The 18,405-nt window shown below is 37.3% G+C and carries 15 protein-coding genes, 1 tRNA gene and 4 pseudogenes; 6 read left to right on the top strand and 14 right to left on the bottom strand.

Translation table 11 applies throughout. The features are described from left to right. The first annotated feature begins 153 nt into the window (after positions 1-153). Positions 154-1,014 carry an alpha/beta hydrolase gene (locus LREU_RS05125; protein ID WP_173030300.1) on the top strand — a complete coding sequence of 287 codons (861 nt, stop codon included), beginning with the start codon at positions 154-156 and terminating at the stop codon, positions 1,012-1,014. Between the two features lie 227 nt (positions 1,015-1,241). On the opposite strand, the gene tnpA is transcribed toward LREU_RS05125, so the two are convergent. From tnpA to LREU_RS10530, 3 genes and pseudogenes are all read right to left on the bottom strand, one after another. Next, the gene (gene tnpA / locus LREU_RS05120) at positions 1,242-1,700 is read right to left on the bottom strand and encodes an IS200/IS605 family transposase (protein ID WP_003667773.1); all 459 of its coding nucleotides are present in this window, start codon (positions 1,698-1,700) and stop codon (positions 1,242-1,244) included. A 266-nt stretch (positions 1,701-1,966) separates the two neighbouring features. Next, positions 1,967-2,238 (bottom strand): annotated as a pseudogene (locus LREU_RS05115) (helix-turn-helix domain-containing protein). Continuing rightward, positions 2,238-2,507: pseudogene (locus LREU_RS10530) on the bottom strand (type II toxin-antitoxin system RelE/ParE family toxin); the annotation flags it as partial. The pseudogenes LREU_RS05115 and LREU_RS10530, both read right to left, overlap by 1 nt. A 929-nt stretch (positions 2,508-3,436) precedes the next feature. Between LREU_RS10530 and LREU_RS05105 the strand changes: the two are divergent. Continuing rightward, positions 3,437-3,802, top strand: a pseudogene (locus tag LREU_RS05105) (tyrosine-type recombinase/integrase); the annotation flags it as partial. A 144-nt stretch (positions 3,803-3,946) separates the two neighbouring features. Here the strand turns inward: LREU_RS05105 and LREU_RS05100 are convergent. Further along, a tRNA-Arg gene (locus LREU_RS05100) sits at positions 3,947-4,018 on the bottom strand. Positions 4,019-4,187: 169 nt separating this feature from the next. Between LREU_RS05100 and LREU_RS05095 the strand changes: the two genes are divergently transcribed. Together LREU_RS05095 and LREU_RS05090 are read left to right on the top strand one after the other, a co-directional pair. After that, complete coding sequence (locus tag LREU_RS05095; protein WP_003667785.1) at positions 4,188-4,550, top strand: LapA family protein; 363 nt, start codon at positions 4,188-4,190, stop codon at positions 4,548-4,550. A gap of 20 nt (positions 4,551-4,570) precedes the next feature. Next, positions 4,571-5,407 carry an HAD-IIB family hydrolase gene (locus LREU_RS05090; RefSeq protein ID WP_003667786.1) on the top strand — a complete coding sequence of 279 codons (837 nt, stop codon included), beginning with the start codon at positions 4,571-4,573 and terminating at the stop codon, positions 5,405-5,407. Positions 5,408-5,451: 44 nt separating this feature from the next. On the opposite strand, the gene LREU_RS05085 is transcribed toward LREU_RS05090, so the two are convergent. The 5 genes and pseudogenes from LREU_RS05085 to LREU_RS10110 form a co-directional block, all read right to left on the bottom strand. Continuing rightward, positions 5,452-5,934: a nucleoside 2-deoxyribosyltransferase gene (locus tag LREU_RS05085; RefSeq protein WP_003667788.1), complete on the bottom strand. Its 483-nt coding sequence runs from the start codon at positions 5,932-5,934 to the stop codon at positions 5,452-5,454. A 75-nt stretch (positions 5,935-6,009) separates the two neighbouring features. Beyond that, complete coding sequence (locus tag LREU_RS10455; RefSeq protein ID WP_003667790.1) at positions 6,010-6,165, bottom strand: hypothetical protein; 156 nt, start codon at positions 6,163-6,165, stop codon at positions 6,010-6,012. Position 6,166: 1 nt separating this feature from the next. After that, positions 6,167-7,030: an alpha/beta hydrolase gene (locus LREU_RS05080; protein WP_003667792.1), complete on the bottom strand. Its 864-nt coding sequence runs from the start codon at positions 7,028-7,030 to the stop codon at positions 6,167-6,169. Positions 7,031-7,105: 75 nt separating this feature from the next. After that, on the bottom strand, positions 7,106-7,744 hold the full coding sequence (locus LREU_RS05075) for a DUF421 domain-containing protein (RefSeq protein WP_003667794.1): 639 nt from the start codon (positions 7,742-7,744) through the stop codon (positions 7,106-7,108). A 9-nt stretch (positions 7,745-7,753) separates the two neighbouring features. Beyond that, positions 7,754-8,154: pseudogene (locus tag LREU_RS10110) on the bottom strand (DUF3290 family protein). 158 nt (positions 8,155-8,312) lie between these two features. Here LREU_RS10110 and LREU_RS05060 point away from each other — a divergent pair. Together LREU_RS05060 and ltrA are read left to right on the top strand one after the other, a co-directional pair. Beyond that, positions 8,313-8,582: a YbaN family protein gene (locus LREU_RS05060; RefSeq protein ID WP_003667799.1), complete on the top strand. Its 270-nt coding sequence runs from the start codon at positions 8,313-8,315 to the stop codon at positions 8,580-8,582. A gap of 484 nt (positions 8,583-9,066) precedes the next feature. Continuing rightward, positions 9,067-10,449, top strand: a complete 1,383-nt coding sequence (gene ltrA / locus LREU_RS05055) for a group II intron reverse transcriptase/maturase (RefSeq protein WP_003666987.1) — start codon at positions 9,067-9,069, stop codon at positions 10,447-10,449. A gap of 83 nt (positions 10,450-10,532) precedes the next feature. On the opposite strand, the gene LREU_RS05050 is transcribed toward ltrA, so the two are convergent. From LREU_RS05050 to LREU_RS05030, 5 genes are all read right to left on the bottom strand, one after another. Beyond that, on the bottom strand, positions 10,533-12,857 hold the full coding sequence (locus LREU_RS05050; protein WP_003673122.1) for an Aq_aa27 family P-loop NTPase: 2,325 nt from the start codon (positions 12,855-12,857) through the stop codon (positions 10,533-10,535). 178 nt (positions 12,858-13,035) lie between these two features. Next, positions 13,036-13,890 (bottom strand): DNA/RNA non-specific endonuclease, encoded by an 855-nt coding sequence (locus tag LREU_RS05045; protein WP_003667802.1) that lies wholly within the window; start codon positions 13,888-13,890, stop codon positions 13,036-13,038. 109 nt (positions 13,891-13,999) lie between these two features. After that, positions 14,000-15,391 carry an amino acid permease gene (locus LREU_RS05040; protein WP_003667804.1) on the bottom strand — a complete coding sequence of 464 codons (1,392 nt, stop codon included), beginning with the start codon at positions 15,389-15,391 and terminating at the stop codon, positions 14,000-14,002. Positions 15,392-15,676: 285 nt separating this feature from the next. Continuing rightward, positions 15,677-16,582: an LPXTG cell wall anchor domain-containing protein gene (locus tag LREU_RS05035; RefSeq protein WP_003667806.1), complete on the bottom strand. Its 906-nt coding sequence runs from the start codon at positions 16,580-16,582 to the stop codon at positions 15,677-15,679. Positions 16,583-16,621: 39 nt separating this feature from the next. Then, a complete protein-coding gene (locus LREU_RS05030) occupies positions 16,622-18,397 on the bottom strand; it encodes a 1-deoxy-D-xylulose-5-phosphate synthase (protein WP_003667808.1) in 1,776 nt (591 codons plus the stop codon). Positions 18,398-18,405: the final 8 nt, after the last annotated feature.

The raw sequence follows: 18,405 nt of genomic DNA, 5'->3' as shown, positions 1-18,405 counted from the left end.
CCAGAATATCAATTTTTAGCTTTCTCAAAAGAATTTATCTAATGCTTATTTTTAACTTTAATAAAACTAATACTTTTGATTTATGTTTTAAAAGATTTATGTAATACTATTGCTGAAGTCTATGGCAAAAGTATTTTAAAAGGAGTTTTTATCATGAAACATACGCTTAAAGTTGATCAAGTACGTGACGGTTTATGGCTAGATTCAGATATTACGTATACGCAAGTTCCTGGATGGCTTGGTAATACAACGCGAGATTTGAAGCTTTCAGTCATTCGACATTTTCAAACTAATGATGATACACGTTATCCAGTAATTTTTTGGTTTGCTGGTGGCGGCTGGATGGATACTGACCACAATGTTCATCTGCCGAATTTGGTTGATTTTGCTCGGCATGGTTACATTGTTGTCGGCGTCGAATATCGTGATAGCAACAAAGTTCAGTTTCCTGGGCAATTAGAAGATGCTAAGGCTGCTATTCGTTATATGAGAGCTAATGCCAAGCGCTTCCAAGCTGATCCTAATCGGTTTATTGTGATGGGAGAATCGGCCGGTGGACATATGGCAAGTATGCTAGGTGTTACTAACGGCCTTAACCAATTTGACAAAGGTGCTAATTTAGATTACTCCAGTGATGTTCAAGTAGCAGTTCCTTTTTATGGTGTGGTTGATCCCTTAACCGCTAAAACAGGAAGTGCATCAAACGATTTTGATTTTGTTTACCGTAACTTGCTTGGTGCTGAGCCTGAAAACGCTCCTGAGCTTGATTCTGCCGCAAATCCCCTCACCTATGTAAATTCTAATTCTACGCCCTTTCTTATCTTTCATGGGACAGAAGATGTCGTTGTTCCAATTAAAGATAGTGAAAAGCTTTATGATGCATTAGTTGAAAACAACGTTCCTGCTGAATTATACGAAATCGAAGGCGCAAGTCACATGGATGTGAAATTCCTTCAACCACAGGTATTTAAGATTGTGATGGACTTTTTAGATAAGTATTTAACTCGGTCATAGATCATTTTTCGTCTTTATTTTTCTCTAAATCAATAGTTGGTTATTAATTATATTTAACAAGATTAACCGCTCTTTATTTAAATCATAACCACCCGTCAAACGGGTGGTTTGCACATCGGCTATAAGCCGATAATAAAAGCCGGCGTCTCAAGGCGCTGGCTTTCGCTTTGCTCAAGCCAAAATGCTCTGACTACTTTGCCACCGCTTTAAGCGGTGTTTATACTACCTCACTTACCCTTAAAAGGGTCCGAATATTCCACACTTGTTAGCTTATCCATTGCTATATCATGTTTCTCTTGATCTCGGATATACTTCTTTATCGTGGATTCATTTAATCCAACTGTACTCACATAGTAGCCTTCAGCCCAAAAATGTCGGTTCCCATATTTGTATTTTAAGTTTGCATGTCGATCAAACATCATTAATGCACTTTTCCCTTTTAAGTATCCCATAAACTGCGAGACACTTAGTTTCGGCGGAATACTTACTAACAAGTGCACATTATCTGGCATCATATGACCTTCAATTATTTCTACTCCCTTATATTTGCACAACAAACGAATATAATCTCTCAGGTCTCTTCGGTATTGATTGAAGATCGCTTTACGTCTATACTTTGGTATGAATACGATGTGATACTTACATAACCACTTCGTATGGGCTAAGCTATTTAATTTATTAGCCATATTTATATAACCTCTTTTCCCTTATTGACTTTGGCTTGAACACCTACATCTTAAGGCAAAAGAGGCCTTTTTTATATAATTTTTATCGCCCACCCGCATAGCAGGTGGTTTTTTGTTTCGTGCACTCGCTCTGCTCGCGCACTCAACTAGGTCTAAAGACATTAATAAAAGCCCCGATAAAGCGCTGATATAGCACCACTTTATCGGGGCTTATTTTTTTGCATATTATGAAATTATTTCACGGTGCAATTATTGTTAATATTTATCTACTTGGCTTCCATCAATGGAGAAATAGACAACTTGATTTGCAAACCTAATCCAGCAGCATATTTATTTAATGTAGGCAGCGTAGGGATTGAATCTAAATTCTCAATTTTAGCCAATTGAGGTTGTGTCATACCGATTTTTTTGCAAATTCTGTTTGCGAAATCCCCTGTTTAATTCTTTGTACTTCTAAAAAAGACAAGGTATCAATAATCGATAATTCTTCTTTTGTTGCAACCGTTTGATGCTTATCTATATCTTCCCAGTTTCTCATTATTTACCCTTCCTTTCGTACCAATCGTCAAGTAGCGACAAGGCTCTTTCTATCTGACGAGGATCTGTTTCATCCTTTTTCTTAGTATAATGATTTAATAACACAAAATTATTTTTCTTCCACACTCCATAAAATACTCTTTTCAGCATAGGTCGTAACTCCCATAGTTGATACCTATAACCCTTTAATTTTTTTGCTTGTGGGGTATGTAACACAGGACCAAGAGCTTGTAGCATCTTGATTTGATGGCGCATTTTTAAATAAATTGCTTTATCTTGCTTTTGTTTACTTTGTTTTACTTTGTTTTACTTTGCGAAATTTTCTCGAAATAATCAAAAATTTTTCTATTGAAAGAACCCGCGCACTCAACTAAATAAAATAAGTTTACGACAATGATTAATTTTGGTGCACAAAAATTGCCGAATTGCACCATTTGTGCACCAAACTTACAAACTTTCACCATTTTAACTAAACAAAAGCTCCGATAAACTGCCGTTATATCAGCGTTTTATCGGAGCTTCTTTTTTATACAATCTTACTCCCCCCGAGAGTTTAAAAGCGTTGTTATACCAACGTTTCAAGAGGTTTAGTGTGCCAAACGTGTACGAACTAAATAAAATAAAAAGGATGCCGATTAGGGCACCCTGCTTACCGGTACGGTTTAAGTAATCAACTGAAACCATTTTGCACACCGGCATAGTAATATTGATACATATATTATAACACAACTAACTTATGATACAATAGTTGAGCACACTGTTGGAACTAATCACTCCACAAATATGTGCAAGTTGGGAGGTGTCCCAATTGCATCATTGGTGCATAGTAATATTGATTGTGCCTAATAAGCACATAAAAAAGATAATCAAAAAGACTATTAAGCAACTATTTGCATGGTTGCGTGTCTAGCCCTTGTGGCTAGGCAAATAGTTATTTCAGCGGTGGTAATTCGTTTACTATCGCTGTTTTATTATACAACAAAAAGAAAGCCCTAGTAGTAATTGCATTCTAAAATTTGCAACTACCATTAGGGCTAACTAAAATTTTATTCAAATTTTCCAAAAGGTTGGTTAGTCTTAGTATCACGAACAGCCATGTAACCATAACCGTTTTCTCGTGGTTGACGAATTCAAACATAGCCAACGTGACGACTAAAGGCATCTAGTGGTTGAGAATACTTGTAGTAAGCAACCCATAATCGTCTAATCGGACTATCAAAGTAAATCAAACTCTTCTACAATTGCTTTCTCAATTGAAGGAAAAGCATATTAGTAATATGGTATTTATGACTCAGTTTGGTACTATTCCTACTAGCAACGCAGTCAATAAAATGCTTCGACAATTATTAGATAAATTAGGTATTCACCGCGAAAATTTTCACTTCCACAGTTTACGGCACAGCCACATTGCCTTACTTCTTGCTAAAGGTGTGGATATATATCCAATCAGCAAACGTCTTGGTCATAGTGACATTCGTACAACAATGAATACTTACGCTTATTTAATAGATGAATACAAAGGAAAAACTGATGACAAAATTGTCAATGCTTTGAATCAACTTTAGTTTGGTACACTAGTGTACCAAAGGTGTACCGACTTTGTACTTTTTTATATTTTTTCATACTTTTCTAAAATACTAAAAAATCCTACAATCATTGATATAACAACGATTGTAGGATTTTTATGTTTCATCATATTTTCTTAAAAATGCGTCCCCCGAGAGTCGAACTCGGATCATGAGGACCGAAATCTCATGTGCTATCCATTACACTAAGGACGCCTTATATTTCTATTTTAGCGCATTTATTAAAAAAATAAAGATAATTTGTCAATTTTATTTAAAAAGTACAAATACAGATGACGCTTATTTATTCCCCTCTTCTCCTTTACCAGCACTTCTTAAGTTAATATAATAGATATGTTACAAAAAACATGAGGGGGAATTTTCCATGAAAAAGCAATCCACAACTATTGCTTCAATCGTTATTCTAATTATAATTGCCATCTTTGCACTATTAAATACAGCAACTGTAGTAGTCAATCTTTTTGGAGCACAAGTAAAAATGCCACTAGTGCTGCTAATCTTTATCTGTTTACTTATTGGGGCTATTATTATTTACTTGCTATCATTTTCTAATCACCTCAAAACTAACAAGCAATTAAAAGAATTACAATCATCGCGTGTTAGTAAGGACGAATTAAAAAAGTATCAAAAAAAGATTGACCAACTGCAAAAAGAAAATACACAGTTAAAGCAACAACTTAAAAGTAAAACTACTGTAGAAAAGCCACAAGATTCTTCTACAAATTAATATTTCAGAGAGGAAATCAAATGGGAAAATACCGTTTTATTGCTATCGATGTTGATGGTACCTTACTAGATGATAATGATAAATTCGACATTAACCGTTTGAATAAAGATATTGAACTATTACAACAGCAAAACTACCACTTTATTATTGCAAGCGGGAATAGTTACGATGCATTGTCAACGATCTTTCAGCCTTGTCCACTTGTAAAAGAATTTGTAGCAGAAAATGGCGGGCGACTGATAATAAACGGTAAATCTGTCTACGGCAAGACTCATTCAATTGCGACGCTGCAACAGCTTCATACTTTTATTAAGCATACGTTCCCTAGCCCTGACATCCTATCTTTATCTGGCGAAACACAAACAATCCTTGCCGAGCAGTATCGCGATGTTCCAGTCCCTTTTTATCCCCACCACACATATTTTTCTGACCTTCAAAAAATCACTGAGCCAATTTATAACTTAAACATTGGTTGGGCCAAACGCAAATTATCCCAAACTATTATTCAAGGATATGTAAATCAATTAAATGAGCAGTTTCCAAACTTAATTCAAGCAACTTATAGTGGAGCTTATGGCATTGATATCCTACCAGCAGGCGTAAATAAAGCTTTAGGATTAAAAAGACTAGTCGAAAATTACTTAAACGGAACTCTAGACCAAGTAGTTGCTTTTGGAGATACTTCAAACGATATTGAGATGTTATCAGAAGTTGGTTATGGATATGCAATGAAAAACGCTACAGCTGACCTGCTAAAAGTTGCTGATAAAGTTACAAGATACGATAACAATCATGCTGGGCTATTGTCAGAGATTGAACATCAATTTATTAACCGTTATAGATATTATGTAAACTAACATTTTGTAAAAAAGATGTGCGATTTGAAACTCGCACATCTTTTTTAATATACTCCACCATCGTAGAAATTATAAGATGGTTTATTAAAATCGTAATTAGGAAGTTCTGACATTTTAATGAAATTATCTGCAATTCCCCAACTCATTAAATTAATTGGTTTACCAAAGTCCTCATCAGGAATCACTACCATAATATATTTACCTAGTGCGCGTGCCATTCCTAATTCAACACCCATTCCTACATCTTCTTCTTCAGGAATGTAGACTGCTAAAAGCATATCAGAAGTTGAAACGCCTACTCGATCACCATTGTAAGTTGCTGTACTCCATTCGCGATCTTGCAAAAGCTCTGGATGTTCATCAACCCGTAATCCTTTATATTGGTGTTGTAATGGCACATAAGAATTCTCTACATCTACTGTAGGGTTAGCCTTAATTGCATTCATTGCATCCTCATAAGCTTTATTTTGCTTGTCAGTAAACCACCCGGCACAGAAATATACTGTCTTACTTTTTTGATTTATCATTAAGTGAACTCCCCTTTAATTTTTGTACATTTAAGATTCTATCATGGAATATTAAACTTAACCAATTAGGATTTTTTAATCTTTCTTGAGAGCTATCTTAACTAATTGCTTGGCTGCCTCTGAAACTGAAATGTCTTTTTTATCTGCATATTCTTTTAATCGTTGATATATAGCTAGGTCATCAGGTCCACGCCATATAATTCCTGTTACTTGGCCATGTTCTTTATTCATTTTAATTCCTTCCCCATAAAATGTTAGCGATATTGTTTAAAATTTTTGTTCGATGATGTAATTGATAGTGAGTGGTTTTTGGATACACTTTTTGATGATACTCAATTGATGGATGGGCTTTAATTAATGATTTTAACATTTCTGATTGGATATGCGGAACAGCACCATCAGTTGTTTTACTGCCTTCTTCACTACCCATTAAATTATAAATTTCAACAGGATAATTCAGTTGCCAATTTTTCATCTCCAAAAATAATTGGTGAAAATTCTTGTCCGTCGATTTATTAACTAAGTGATAGCGATATTTTAATTGATCGCTAAGGCTTTCTTCAACTGGTACCCCTAAAAAGACTACTTTATTTAACCGCATATGATCTTGAAGATATTTCGAACCCATATAAGCGTGAATGAATTCTGTGCCCCCATATGAATGGGCAACAACATTAATTTTCTGCATATGATAGTGTTTCTGCAAATAATTTAGAACACCCGTTAATTGCTTGATCTGTGGATGGTAGGTACCATTATAGTTCCAAGTAAATAAAACTTGAATTAAGGCATTCTTTTGCCCGTGAAAGTCCCCCTCAGTCCAGATACGTCCATTAGGAGCAACCCAGATCGTTAAAACTTTTTGCGCAATATTTTTTTGCTGATAGTACTTAATCATCTTATTATAAGTAATTGTGCTTCCACCCCAGCCAGGAATAAGCAAGGTGGGAATAGAAGAATACTCCAGGTTACTTTGATAATTTTGTGATGAAAGGTGCTGACCAGGAGTTCCGCGTAATAAGAAACCTTGAATACCAAAAGCAAGAAGAATTAGACTACCAATACTAATTCCGGCAATTTTTAACGATTTTTTCATCAAATCATCTTCTTATCATTTCATTTTGTATTTTACTCTTATTATACGCTTGAAAATTATAAAGAGGATGATCTTTTAAGCTTTTGGATATGGTATTAAAGTTAATTTGCCATTAATATATTCGCCAAGATAGATATCATCAACACTGTCATAACCTGCTTTATGAATTTGTTCAAATACCCATTGTTCATCATGATGAATCAATTCCATTACATCAATATTGATCTGTCCATCATTAATTAATGGGAAGCGAACATTTGCTTCATCATTTTCGATGATTACAAGCTGGCCATTTTGTTCTAAAATTCCGCTTTTGACCTTAGCAACTTCATAGATTCCATGACCACGAAGGCGAAACATAAGATCATTAGCACTGATTCCTGCACGCATACAATTCTCTACTAATAATTTTCCGTTCTGAATTAATATTTGCGGGCGCCCATCGATAATTCTTCTTACCCAAATATTATGATCTTTAGCAAATTTCACAATAAATACAATTAATGTCCAAATCAAAAGGACCATTATAAACTCAAGAATAGAAATATCACTATTGTAGATAATTCCGCCAATGATCCCACCTAAAACATAATTTTGAACTTGATCAATAGCAGAAGTAGGTGCGAGATTCCCCTTCCCCAGTAAATTAATCTGCAAAATCAAACATAACATTCCGAGAACAAATTTTATAATAATCAATGAATAATTATCCATATTTCTCTCCTACTTCATTAAATTAACCTGATGATTAACAACATGTGCTCGTGTAAGGGTATAATTATCCCCTGTTTGACTTAAATTGACACGGTAATCCCGATCCTCAATTCGGACAAGAATTCCATCCGTTAAAGTTGTGGAATTAACAACTACTTTTTGTGGAGAAACATTATGATCCCGAGCAACCGCCTTAATAAAGGGAATCATCTGAGTTGTTTGGGATTGCTGTGTGGTATTTTTTCCATATCGGTAACTTGAAAGCCGATAAAAAGCAACAATAGTAAAAAGAAAATTATCCCTAAATCACGATAACGGGTAATAAGGCGATGCCGTAAATATAAAAATGCCATTACTGCAATCAGAAGGACAAAGATGATAATAGCAATATAATTAAATAGTTGATTCATATGTTGGTGGTTTGATAAATAGCTAATTGTATAAAATGTCAATTTATTTCTCTCCTTAACTTAAATGTAATAAAAACTTAAGCAGCTCCCCACCCTTTTTTCGTTCGCACATGATAGAATGGTAGTAACTTTAATATGAAAGAAAGGAGGAGTTCTTAATGATCATAAAATTAGTATTAAAACTTGGATGGATCTTGTTAGGGAGCATTTCATTCGTTGGTGGGATAATTGGGATGCTCCTCCCTGTAATTCCGCAGGTTCCATTCTTCCTCCTCACAATATGGTGTATCACTAAAATTTCACCACGTTTTCATAACTGGCTCCTTCGTAATCCACTCTACATAAAATATGCAAAACCCTTGGTAAATCGGCTTGAAAATCTGAAACATCACCCGAAACAAAAGGCACAAAAAATTAATAGTAAATAAAAAGGTCTTGAATGCTATTTGCGTCCCAGACCTTTTTATATGTGCGCCCGGCATGGGTATTAGCTAGGCGGTGAGAGTCCGCTATGGGCCGTAGTAGTCGGAACCATGAGCTGAGGACAAGGGTGTCCACTGTGAGGTGGAATCTGAAGGAAGTCTAAGGCAAAGTACTGCACCGATGAACAAGAAGTAGCTATAAGGCTGGAACTAACTGGATAAGACTGCATGACAAGTTAAAGTCCAACACTACTCGAAGTTACTTTCAGTAAAGCTACCGGTGACATGGTACGAAAGTTAATATCCTTACCCGGGGAGATCTGGCCTACACGTTTCCGACAAGAGGAATAAGTTTAATTTCCACAGAAACAAGCGGTGCAGTGATGTAGCGTTGAGTAAGCCAGAAGTCAGCCGAGGTCATAGTAGTCTGAGTAATCAGATGAAGGACTGAACGACAATAACTTGTAACTTATATCGGAGGTGTAATCAGGTGCGACAATCGCAGAAAACAGAACAACAAGCTGACCGCTTGTCGAGGATAGGTTTGGAAAACCGAAAGTACACAAGGGCGCGTAGTACCGATTATGGTGAAGGTAAAGGTATGAGTGTCACTATCCAAGACTTAGTCTTGGACCGCAATAACCTTAATCAGGCTTATTTGCGAGTTAAGAGAAATAAAGGGGCAGCAGGCATTGACGATATGACAGTCAATGACCTTCTGCCATATCTCAGAGAAAATAAGACGGAATTGATCGCTAGTTTGCGTGAGGGCAAGTATAAACCAGCACCAGTCAAACGGGTAGAAATTCCGAAGCCTAATGGTGGAGTAAGAAAACTCGGAATACCAACAGTGGTGGACCGAATGGTTCAACAAGCTGTGGCCCAAATTCTTACACCTATCTTTGAGCGTGTTTTCTCTGATAATAGTTTTGGCTTCCGCCCTCACCGTGGGGCTCACGACGCTATTGCAAAAGTAGTAGATCTTTATAATCAAGGTTATCGAAGAGTTGTCGACTTAGACCTAAAAGCCTATTTTGATAATGTTAATCATGACTTGATGATTAAGTATCTTCAACAATATATTGATGACCCATGGACACTAAGGCTCATTCGTAAGTTTCTAACTAGCGGAGTCTTAGACCATGGGCTTTTCGCTAAGAGTGAAAAAGGAACCCCACAAGGAGGGCCATTGTCACCAATACTGGCGAATATCTATCTAAATGAGTTGGATAAAGAGTTGACTAGACGTGGTCACCACTTTGTGCGCTATGCGGATGATTGTAACATTTATGTTAAAAGTCAACGAGCCGGAGAACGAGTAATGCGAAGCATTACCCAGTTTCTTGAAAAGCGATTGAAAGTTAAAGTGAACCCAGATAAAACCAAAGTCGGTAGCCCGCTACGGTTAAAGTTTCTTGGCTTTTCGTTGGGTGTAGACCACAATGGAGCCTACGCCCGTCCAGCAAAACAATCGCAACAACGAGTAAAGAAAGCATTGAGGTTATTAACTAAACGTAATCGTGGAATATCTCTGACAAGAATGTTTGAAGAAATTCAGCGAAAAATGCGTGGATGGCTTCAGTACTACTCAATTGGGAAACTAACTGACTTTATTCAACGCCTTGACAAGTGGTTGAGGGCCCGAATAAGACAGTATATCTGGAAGCAATGGAAGAAGCTTAAAACTAAGGTAACTAACTTACAGAAGCTGGGGCTGTCCCAGCGTGATGCATACGTCTTCGCTAGTACCCGCAAGGGCTACTGGCGAACTGCACACAGTAAGACCTTGAGCTATTCTCTAACAAATAGAAAACTGGAACAACTCGGACTTATGAATATGTCCAAGACGCTCCAGTCAATTCAAAGTGATTAAGTTGTCGAACCGCCGTATACGGAACCGTACGTACGGTGGTGTGAGAGGTCGATAATTGAACTAATCAATTATCTCCTACTCGATTAGCCAAATAATCGTGCCCAGAATCCCTTCTTTTGTTCTTTAACAGGCGATTCCGTAACTTCTTCAGCTGTATTCACAGTTAATGTTTCCTCATTCTTTGCTTCGTTTTCCGCGGTATCCTCAGCATATGGATTACGTTCACCAATCCATTTAAAGAATTCATCAGCTTTAATTTCCACAAATTTGCCACGCTTGCCATTGATACCATCCACACAGAGTTCAATTGGCAATGCATTCCGGTACTTTTCAATACTATCGGCAGTAAAACCATTAAAAGTATTAAGCTTCGAAATATCAAATAACAAGCTATGATCTTGTTGGCGGTATTTAAAGTCTTCTTCTTGTGTTAGGTAAAGCTTAGCCCACCGGTTACGCGAACTTTCCTTAAAGTCATCACAGATTTCATCTGCAAAGTAAGGAGGTACTTCCATATCCGCCATTTGATAGTAATCGCGGAAAATTTTACGGGTATTTGCTAAGAAGTCAAGTTTACCAGTCTTTTCATCAAATGCGCGCCATGGCGTTTCATCGTCTTCTAGTAAACTTGCCATTCGCATTACAAAGTCTTTAAACAGCGTATTATTTAGGGTTTGTCGTACGTTATAGATATACTTATTGGCTTCACCTTTTTGCTGGTCATCAATAACCTTATCAATTTGAAGGTAATAAGTCCGTCGTGCAGTTTCACGTAGCATAGTAAAACCAGAATCATAGTTAGTTGTTCCGATTAATGGCGCAATTGCATGTGGATTGTTAACCAATTCATTCATTGTATCAACAACTAAGTGCCGACTATATTGATCCTGTTGGAAGAAGTATGGTTCAATCTCATCCATTAAAACGGGGTATGAACTTCCAAGCTTCATGTAGTGCTCGATTGCATCAACAGTTTTTGCTTTTTTCTGCGGTGTATCTGTAGGATAGATAGTCCCAAAATCAATTAATGACCGATCAGTATTCCATGTCAATTGATTAATAATCCGTAACAGAGTTGACTTTCCAGAACCAGCAGTTGCTCCTAGAATCAAGAAGTTAGGAATATCATTACCATCTTCAGGATTCAAACTAGCTTTCGCACGAATCTCCCATAAAAATGGTGCCGTAAAACTATATAAAATAGCTTCATAGAATCGCTTGCCATAATCATCATTGTAGTCAACAACATATTGCTGATACCCTTTTAATACTGCATCAATACTCTTTAAGCCATCACGAATTTGACTAATAGTCGCAATCTTCCCAAATTGAATTGGGTGCGTGCCAGTATCATTCGGTACATACAGGCCACTATTATTGTTAACCAGATTTCTTTCCATCGGACGATCATATAAGAACGTTGTATACTTCTTCTCTGCTGACCGTTGTTGTGGTGTCATACCACTAATCAATGCATCCTGAACTTGTTTAAAAATCTTTTCGCGCGATTTCAATTTTGGCTTAGCTGCTCGGGGCGATACAGCTGTTTTTTGCAAAGTGTAAATTGTATCGTGTTGTTGAATTTGTCGTTCTGCTTCTTCTTTATCTTGAGAGCGGTTAGTCGTAATATCTCGCATCGACTTAGTAATCATTGCGGGAATTTTATTTTCATCAATTTGTTTTTGAACGTCATGACTAATCAAGTCGGTCATATCTGCCGCTGCGATTTGATCAGTAACTTCATTATCAAGAATTACAACCGCATTCTTAGTTCCTTTAGTATCTTTCAAGCTCTCATCAATTTGATTTTGCGCTGCATTTAAAAGATTTTCAGTAAAAAATGGTCGTAAAACTGGCTTGATGTCATTCTTATAGTGGTTATCAAGATTTTGAAATAGCCGAATGTCATCATCAAAGACTAATATTTCTTCATATTGGTTACGCTCTTTATCAAATGAAGCACTGTCCAAGTTAAGACTTCCCAAAATCACACGAGTATCATGGGTCTCGGAATTACTTAGGAGGTAAAAACGTGAATGGATAGCCTGGGTTGGTGCAATTGCAACTTGAAAAAGATTGTTCAACACATTTGCTTGATTGTCACTAGTTAATGCTTCAAAGACTTTAGCAGGCTTTTTATTAGCAGCAGATAGCAATGCATTAGTTAAAGCTACCTTAGTGATTACTTCATCACCAGTTTTCGCTTCATAATTTTCAGGGCTGCTCAGTGCAACTTCGACTTTAATGAATCGACTTAGATACTGATTAATAAAGTCGGCAGTCACGTTACCAGTAACTGCTGTTAAACGATTGAACTTATTAGCATCAAAAAGCTGGCTAATCTTTAATGGTGGAGTATCCTGACCATTAAAAACAATATGAATCTTTTTTAGATCTGAATCTGTCATTGGCGTAGTCCTTTTCTAAACAATATTAACTCTTTTTATTTTCGTTTATTTAAACCAATTTTGCAAGTGACCATCGAAATATTTTGTTTCTACGCTAGTTTTATATGCAGATGATAAATAGGCCCCCAATACTTTAATCAAATGAAGTATTGAGGGCCTATTCTAACTACATAGTTTTTTAATTCGTGTTCACTTGCGTTACTGCCCCTGTTGCATAATTTATACTAATATTATTTTGCACATTGGGGACGAAAACATTGTATTGCAAACTGCCATCCTTTGATTTGGCCTCAATATGGGCACCAGAAGGCACTAAATTATTACCATCATAGACATCTGTTACTCGATAACGAACTTGTTTGTTCTGGTCAAGAGCTTTTCGCACTAAGCCTTCATAGTAGTTTTGCCCAGTTGATGTACTGCTTCGAGCTTCGTTGGCCCAAGCAGTTTGAGTTGCAATATTAGCAGGATTTGACTCCGAAGCATTAAAGCCACGGATACCCCCTACTAATGCATATCCAAGTAAGTGTCCGCGATCATAAGCATGGGAGATGCCACCTTTTAAGTTATGAGCTTGTAAAAATCCAGCTGGCTTCCAATTAGTGGCCCCATTCCCAGTTTCATTCCGATTACGATACTGGCGTGTTGTACGATTGAGCCAGGCGTCTCCCTGCCATGCTCGTCCACGCGAATCACGTCGATTAACTGCGTATGGCGCGTTATTAATATTTGCGTTCAGCGCCGTCTGATTGTTATTTAAAATAAACGCTCCGTAACCATTCCATTTTATGTCAGATGTTCCTAACTGCTGACGGACGCCATTAGAAAGAACACTCGTGGCCTGCTCTTGGGTTGGCGGCGTAAAAGAAGATGATCGATTATTGTTGCTGGAATGACGCCAAGGCGCTACCCGTTGGATTCCCTGCGGTAAGGTACTTCCTTTATCAGATGGCTGGGAAAAACTACCAATGCCGAGAATCGCTACTAAAGCTAAAAGTAAATACTGGGTCTTTTTATTGAATCGAAATCGCATGTTTCTAAAATACCTTTCCTCTTAAACGTATGTTCGTAAAAGTATTTTATCATTTTAAGCGATAAAAGAAAATACTCCCAAAACAATCTGTTTCGAGAGTACTTATTCTTTATGCTAATTTATCTTGGCGCTGAGTTCTTAACTTGTAGATAATGCTCATGATAACTAAGAAGACTGCCCCAACACTAACCGAAATCCGTGTATCTGGGTTAAAGAACATAAACAGTAAGATAACACTTAGCGCAATCAAACTAAAGTAGTTATATGCTGGATAAAGTGGCATCTTGAATGGGTGGTCCTTTAACTCAGCTGGATTATTACGCCGGAAGTTTAATTCTGAAATCAAAATAATAAACCATGGTACCATTCCGGGAAGGACACTTGAACTATAGACAATCACGAAGATATTAGCAGAGGCTGCATTAAACATTGATAGAAGCATGTTAACAATAAAACCAAGGAAAATCCAGAATGAAATTGTTAAAATCGCAACATTTGGTACAACCCGCTTTGACAATTTACTAAATACCTTAGGAACTTCACCATCAACTGAAAGCTTAAAAAGCATCCGACTAGCACTGTAGATTCCTGAATTGGCACCGGACAATGCAGCAGTCAAAACAACAAAGTTAATGATTCCAGCTGCTCCAGTAATACCAACTTTAGTAAATGTTTCAACGAATGGTGATCCAACTGCCTTTAATTCGTCCCATGGATAAATGGAAACAATAACGAAAATTGCCCCAATATAGAAAATTAAAATCCGCCAAATAACAGATTTAACTGACTTAACAATCGCATGGCGTGGTGAGGCCGCTTCACCAGCAGTAATACCAAGTAATTCAATTCCTTGGTATGATCCAGCAATCACAGATAGTGAGAACATGAATCCCATGAATCCACCAGTAAAGAATCCACCATGTGACCATAAATTGGAAATTCCAACCGGATGCCAATTGTTACCCAACCCAAGGACAATTACCAATAATCCAAGAATGATCATAACAATAATTGTAACGACTTTAATCATCGCAAACCAAAATTCCAACCGGCCATATGCCTTAGCAGATGCAAGGTTCGCAAGCGTTAAGATAATGATCATTACTAATCCAGAAATCCAGTCTGGTAAGTTAGGCCACCAATAATTAAGGTATTGACTCATGGCAATAATATCTGAGATACCAACAATGATAAACTGAAAGACGTTACTCCACTTTGTCAGGTATCCAACTAAGGGATGAATATATTTAGATCCATAGTCCGCAAAGGAACCAGTTCCTGGACTGATATAGATCATTTCCCCTAACGCACGCATAACACCATATAGGACTAAACCTACAAAGGCATATGCTAATAGGACAGAAGGACCAGTCCATTTAATAGTTGATGTGGCTCCCATGAAAAGACCACTACCAATTGTCCCACCAATTGCAATCATTTCCATTTGTCCGGGAGTCATTGTCCGATTTAATTTAACTTCATTTTTCTGATTATCCATCATTCTAACCTCACTTTAAATAAAAAAGCTACCCAAAATGTCCCTAGCCAACCCTCGTCAAGTTTTGATAAGTGGTTGAGGCATCTTGAATAGCTATTGCTAACAGATTTAAGAGATATTAAAACTACTCAACCACGGTAATTGTTGTTGTGGTTGAGGTGGAGGTTAGGTGATGAATAATCGATTTATTGTAAATTTGCATTTTAGTTTCCTCCATTCGTTTTTCAATAACATTAGAATACTATTAGAAAATTAAAAATGCAAGTCCTTTTATCAAGTTTTTTTGTTTTATTTATTTTTGTGCGCTTTCTTTAACGAAAAAAGACTCATCCCCGCGACCATTACCGTTATCCCCAAACCAAGAAAAGTCGTTAAATTATCGGTCTCATTTCCCGTCTGTGGAAGTATTTGTTGGTCAGAGTTATCGTTTTTACGTGAGTCCCGATGTGAACGATTTAGTCGATTATTAATCCCTGTTACCCGTTGATGCAAATTTTGCTGCTTTCTTGTATTATTTACCTCCCCATAATTTTCCGTGACCTGATTATCATCCCCCAGATCTTCTACCACGGGGTAATTATCCTGCGAATCTTGTTTTTCCTCTTTTTTATTCTCCTTTACTTGCTCACCCCTAGTCTTTTCTGCTAACGTATTCTCTTTGCTGTCCTTTTTTGGCCCTTCATCTTTATTGAGGGGCTGATAATAAACATTTATCGTATTTTTTAATTGCGATAGATCTTCTATTTCTGTAACAGTTGGAATCTTATCCATTGATGGTCTAAAACCAGCTTGCTCAGGGATATTAACTTCTTCAAAAGGTTCAATAATCCAATTTGCCTTTTTGGTTGAATCATTCGGTACTTCACGGTGAGCATAAGACACTTGTTCCACTTTTTTAACTTCATTTAAGAGATGAAAATAAATTACACGTTTGATTTGGACACGTTCTTTCTGATTATTTGTGTTAGATACGGGATGCGTAATTGGCTCTTGAGTTGCAGCTAAAACTGGTGGAATATTTAACGACAGCGAAAGGATCGTTGACGCTGTCGTTAAGCCTACTAAGCAAGTGTTTCGCAATACATGAAGGTGGTTTAAATGGTTCATATTATCTCGCTCCTCTTTTATATACTCTTTAATATATATACGTAAAAAGAAGCAATTCGCATTTTTTAAATCGAAAAAAGCTATCATCTACAAGTAATCCTTACCTGCGATGATAGCTCTGTTAACTTATAGTGAATGGATAACCTGCTCAATATCATCCACAATTTGTTTAGGGGTTAAGTGATACCATTCATATAGTACTTCGGTAGGAACATTATCCGCAAATTCCCGTGGTGCTCCAAAGTTCAAAACTTTCATTCCCTTTGGCCCATAGTAACGAGCAATTGTTTCCCCGAAGCCCCCACTAAGGACCCCATCCTCTAGTGTAACAACTACATCGTGATTTTCTGCTAGGTGGTGAAGGACATCAGAATCGATTCCAGTTACCGACTTTGGATTGATCAATGTAGCATCAATATTAAGCTTGTCTTGAAGTTCCTTTCTTACCTTTTCACCAAGTTCCCAGAAGTCACCAACTGCCATGATTGCAACTTCACTTCCGCGATGAGCAATATCGTACTTGATCGTACTGTAGTCATCTTGTGTTGGTGTTCCATGAAGAAGGGGCTTTTCTGGTTGACGAATTACTACTGGTTCATCAGTTTGATTAATTGCCCACCGTAACATCGAAATCATTTCTTCGACGTTTGTTGGTGCTAAATATTCAATGTTTGGCAAATCACTAATCATTGAAATATCAAATGTTCCTTGATGAGTAGCAGAACTTTCTGAAATTGACCCGCCTCGCACAATCATTACAACCGGAGCATCATTTAATGCCATATCATGAATCAATTGATCATATGCTCGTTGAAGGAAAGTACTATTTTGAAACACAACAGGGCGTGCACCTGCTTGCGCCATTGCAACCGCAGTCGTAATTGAATCCTGTTCAGCAATCCCAACATCATAATAACGATCCGGGTGCTTAGCCTTAAATTTACCAAGATCAAACGCACCAGGAATTCCAGCATTAATAGCAACAACTGGCTTATCCGCTGCAATTTGCTTATCTAATTCAGCAAGGACAGCATCGCTATACGATTCTCCACTTGCTTTAACCTTATCTTCACCAGTCTTTAGGTCAAATGGAGTGCGCCAATGATACTTCATCTTTTCTTCAACAGCAGGCTCATAACCCTTCCCTTTTAAGGTGTTAACATGAAGGACGATTGGATGGTCAATATCCTTGATTTCCTTAAAAGTGTCGATCATCGTCTGCAAGTCATTGCCGTCTGCAACGTACTTGTAATCGAGACCCATAAACTTAAAAATATTATTGGGAGATTCACCGTTAGTATCTCGGAGTTCTTTTAGCCCTTTGTATAAACCACCCTGGTTCTCATCAATTGACATTTGATTATCATTAACGAGAATAATCAAGTTAGAATTAAGCTTAGCAGCATTGTTTAATCCTTCAAAAGCTAATCCGCCACTTAAGGATCCATCCCCAATTACTGCCATAACGTTATTATGTGATTGCGGCTTCATCAAATCACGCGCTTGAGCCATCCCCACTGCAAGGGAGATTGACGTTGAAGTATGACCGATCTCAAAAAAGTCATGAGCGCTTTCTTCTGGTGACGTAAATCCAGTAATATCTTCATAATGATCAGGATCGAGAAAACTTAATTTCCGGCCTGTCAGCATTTTATGGGCATAACTCTGGTGTGAAACATCCCAAATAACTTTATCGTGGGGCGAATCAAAGACATAGTGAAAAGCAATCGTTAGCTCCATTACGCCAAGGTTAGGGCCCACGTGTCCACCGATTTTTGCGTCGCGTTCAAGAACAAGTTGACGCATTTCTGTTGCTAATTGTTTTAATTCGTCAAGTGACATGTCCTTAATATCGCTTGGTTCATTAACTTCATTTAAGAGGTAATCAGGATGCAGATTCATCTATTCCA

It is taken from the genome of Limosilactobacillus reuteri subsp. reuteri, from assembly GCF_000016825.1.
GTDB classification, from domain to species: domain Bacteria; phylum Bacillota; class Bacilli; order Lactobacillales; family Lactobacillaceae; genus Limosilactobacillus; species Limosilactobacillus reuteri.
Note: the sequence above shows the minus strand (reverse complement) of the source record. Positions and strands in the feature narration are given on the sequence as shown.

Coding starts and splice junctions, on each gene's coding strand:
- LREU_RS05060 (WP_003667799.1), top strand. CDS start 8,313: ATGATCATAAAATTAGTATTAAAACTTGGATGGATCTTGTTAGGGAGC.
- LREU_RS05050 (WP_003673122.1), bottom strand. CDS start 12,857: ATGACAGATTCAGATCTAAAAAAGATTCATATTGTTTTTAATGGTCAG.
- LREU_RS05040 (WP_003667804.1), bottom strand. CDS start 15,391: ATGATGGATAATCAGAAAAATGAAGTTAAATTAAATCGGACAATGACT.
- LREU_RS05080 (WP_003667792.1), bottom strand. CDS start 7,030: ATGAAAAAATCGTTAAAAATTGCCGGAATTAGTATTGGTAGTCTAATT.
- LREU_RS05045 (WP_003667802.1), bottom strand. CDS start 13,890: ATGCGATTTCGATTCAATAAAAAGACCCAGTATTTACTTTTAGCTTTA.
- LREU_RS05095 (WP_003667785.1), top strand. CDS start 4,188: ATGAAAAAGCAATCCACAACTATTGCTTCAATCGTTATTCTAATTATA.
- LREU_RS05085 (WP_003667788.1), bottom strand. CDS start 5,934: ATGATAAATCAAAAAAGTAAGACAGTATATTTCTGTGCCGGGTGGTTT.
- LREU_RS05030 (WP_003667808.1), bottom strand. CDS start 18,397: ATGAATCTGCATCCTGATTACCTCTTAAATGAAGTTAATGAACCAAGC.
- LREU_RS05035 (WP_003667806.1), bottom strand. CDS start 16,582: ATGATAGCTTTTTTCGATTTAAAAAATGCGAATTGCTTCTTTTTACGT.
- LREU_RS05090 (WP_003667786.1), top strand. CDS start 4,571: ATGGGAAAATACCGTTTTATTGCTATCGATGTTGATGGTACCTTACTA.
- LREU_RS10455 (WP_003667790.1), bottom strand. CDS start 6,165: ATGAATAAAGAACATGGCCAAGTAACAGGAATTATATGGCGTGGACCT.
- tnpA (WP_003667773.1), bottom strand. CDS start 1,700: ATGGCTAATAAATTAAATAGCTTAGCCCATACGAAGTGGTTATGTAAG.
- LREU_RS05075 (WP_003667794.1), bottom strand. CDS start 7,744: ATGGATAATTATTCATTGATTATTATAAAATTTGTTCTCGGAATGTTA.
- LREU_RS05125 (WP_173030300.1), top strand. CDS start 154: ATGAAACATACGCTTAAAGTTGATCAAGTACGTGACGGTTTATGGCTA.